General features: G+C 62.7%; 3 protein-coding genes. All 3 read left to right on the plus strand.

All coding sequences use genetic code 11. The annotated features are described in order from the left end of the window. The first annotated feature begins 304 nt into the window (after positions 1-304). Entirely contained in the window at positions 305-904 is a 600-nt protein-coding gene (locus ACXJL8_RS37980) for a PepSY domain-containing protein (protein ID WP_456619824.1), read from the plus strand. 163 nt (positions 905-1,067) lie between these two features. After that, positions 1,068-2,237 carry a patatin-like phospholipase family protein gene (locus ACXJL8_RS37985; RefSeq protein ID WP_456619938.1) on the plus strand — a complete coding sequence of 390 codons (1,170 nt, stop codon included), beginning with the start codon at positions 1,068-1,070 and terminating at the stop codon, positions 2,235-2,237. A gap of 32 nt (positions 2,238-2,269) precedes the next feature. Then, positions 2,270-2,959 (plus strand): acetoacetate decarboxylase (locus ACXJL8_RS37990; RefSeq protein WP_456686701.1); only part of this gene is annotated, 690 nt, incomplete at its 3' end.

The following is a 2,959-nucleotide window of genomic DNA, read 5'->3' on the forward strand; positions in this document are numbered from 1 at the left end:
GCCGATGTCAGTGAGACCGGCTCAACTTCATCCACGGACGCACGCCTGCGCGAAAGCCTGGCGCAGTTGCAGTCCGCCGTTCCTGATCGACCAGACCCGGGCCGCAGGCCGCCAGAGATCACGGCCCGACAGCGCCTGCACGCTCAGAGACGGACCGCAAGGGGGCTGCGACCTGCCCGTCACCCGCATGTCGAAACATTGTGGGGAGATCCGCTCGATTGAGCGGAGCGCACCGTCCCAGCCGCCGCCTCGGACGAGCGGCACCGCCAGACACCTTCAGACAAGACGCTACAGGATCTACTCAATGCCGAAGAACCAGTTGTTTGCCCTCATCGTTTGGTCCGCCACACTCGCCGCCACGGGAGCCATGGCCGATGTCACCCGGCCCCCTGCTGACGCCGAAAGCCGCCGCACAGCCGCGCAGGCAGACGCCGACGAAGCAACGATGCACCGTGTGCTCGAACAATTCCGCACCACACGGGTCCCACTCGGCCAGGCAATGGCGATTGCAGAGCGTCTGCATGACGGCTCGAGGACAGCAGACGTCAGCTTCGAGATATCCGGCCCGCCAGTCTACCGCGTGCGCACGATCAAGAACGAGCGGGTCTTTGAAAATGTCATAGATGCGAACACCGGCAGCGTATCGCAAGCGGAAATTGCGTCATCGCTGAAGGAGCTCGATCGAGGAGATCTCGCCAACATCATCGCCCTGAAGTGGATCAAGCAGGAGCTGTCGGATGCGGTGCGGATCGCTGAGAAAGCCGCGGCGGGAAGTGCGCTCGCGGGCGGGCTGATGAAGCAGGATGGCAAACTCAACTTTGTGGTCGTCGTCGCCACTGGCGGCCACTTGAAGGAAGTGATGCTCGAACCGCCCAAGGTCGGACAGCGGTCAACTGAGCACTGAGCGCGAACGTGCTGATCCGGCGCTGAAGCACGATCTCGTGAGTTGCTTGATCGGCGTACCGCATATATACACTAAACCGTATAGTTTCTTTTCAGGCTGCGCGTTTCCATCCCTTCGCACAACGTCAGCCTCGATCATCACACACCCGAGAGCGAGCCAAGTCATGAACTTCCAGCCCCGAACCCACCTGCCGGCCACCCATCGGCGGCTCCCCTTCGATTGCATTGCCCTGCTGCTGCAGGGCGGCGGCGCTCTGGGGGCCTACCAGGCGGGCGTCTATGAAGCGCTCGCCGAAGCCGGCATCCATCCGGATTGGGTTGCCGGCATTTCGATCGGCGCAATCAACGCCGCGATCATTGCGGGCAACCCGCCGGAGTCCCGTGTTGACCGGCTCCGCGATTTCTGGACGCAAGTGACCTCCACTGCGCCCTGGGATTGGTCTGGAAATCCACTTCTCGATAGGCGCAACGACAATGCGCGCAATGTCCTCAACCAGATGAGCGCCGGCCTTGCCGCGGCATGCGGCGCAAACGGATTTTTCTCGGCGCGCCCCCTCATGCCCTGGTTGCATTCCGGCGGAACGACCGAGGCGACCAGCTTCTACGACACAAGCGCGTTGAAGAGCACGCTCGAGCGCCTGGTCGACTTCGATCGCCTCAACGCGGGAACGACGCGCTTCAGTGCAGGTGCGGTCAACGTAAGAACGGGCAATTTCGTCTATTTCGACAACAGCACCCATACGATCCTGCCGGAGCACGTCATGGCAAGCGGCGCGCTGCCGCCGGGCTTTCCCGCGGTGGAGATCGAGGGCGAGCACTACTGGGACGGCGGCCTGGTGTCCAATACGCCGCTRCAATGGGTGATCGACTGGGGTGCGCCGCAGGACATGCTGGCGTTTCAGGTCGACCTCTGGAGCGCGAAGGGCCAGCTTCCGGGCAATCTGCCCGAGGTCGTCACGCGTCAAAAGGAAATTCAATATTCGAGCCGCACGCGCGCAAGCACCGACCAGTTCAAGCGCGTGCAGCGCCTCCGCCGTGCGCTCACTGCCCTGCTGGGCCGGCTTCCGGAAGACCTGCAGGAACATGAGGACGTGAAGCTCCTCAGCACCGCGGTCTCTCACAACGTCTACAACATCGTCCATCTGATCTATCGCGCGCGCACTCACGAAGGGCACTCCAAGGACTACGAGTTCTCCCGGCTTTCGATGCAGGATCACTGGCGTGCCGGTTACCACGATGCGCTGCGCACGCTGCGCCATCCCGAGGTGCTCACGCGCCCCGCCAGCGCGGACGGCGTCTTCACATTCGACCTCGAGAACGATGGTCGCGAATAGGTCCGGCCGTCATCGGCCGCAGGGAGAACCAAATGCGTGAGAGTGAAGTACGAAAGCGGGCCTTTGCAATGCCGCTGACCAGTCCGGCCTATCCGCCAGGACCGTATCGGTTTGTGGACCGCGAATATTTGATCATCACCTATCGCACCGATCCGGCAAAGCTGCGCGCCGTGGTGCCCGAGCCGTTGGAGCTCGATGCACGCGAAGCGCTCGTCAAATATGAATTCATCCGCATGCCGGATTCGAATGGCTTTGGCGACTACACGGAAAGCGGCCAGGTCATCCCGGTCTCCTTCCGCGGGCGCAGAGGCGGCTACAGCCATTGCATGTTCCTCAACGACGAAGGGCCGATTGCAGGCGGACGCGAGCTCTGGGGTTTTCCGAAAAAGCTGGCGCAGCCGACATTGCGAACCGAGATCGACACCCTGATCGGAACGCTGGACTACGGTCCCTTGCGGATTGCGACGGGTACGATGGGCTACAAGCACCGCGAAGCCGATCTTGGCCAGGTCAAGGTAGCGCTCAGCGAGCCGAACTTCCTGCTCAAGATCATCCCGCATGTCGACGGCAGCCCGCGCATCTGCGAGCTCGTCGAATATCACCTCGAGCAGATTGCGCTGAAGGGCGCCTGGACCGGGCCCGCGGCTCTCTCCCTGACGCCGCATGCCTTGGCGCCGGTGGCCGATCTCCCCGTCCTGGAGATCGTCTCGGCGATCCACATC

Source organism: Bradyrhizobium sp. P5_C11_2, assembly GCF_054049755.1.

Coding starts and splice junctions, on each gene's coding strand:
- ACXJL8_RS37980 (WP_456619824.1), top strand. CDS start 305: ATGCCGAAGAACCAGTTGTTTGCCCTCATCGTTTGGTCCGCCACACTC.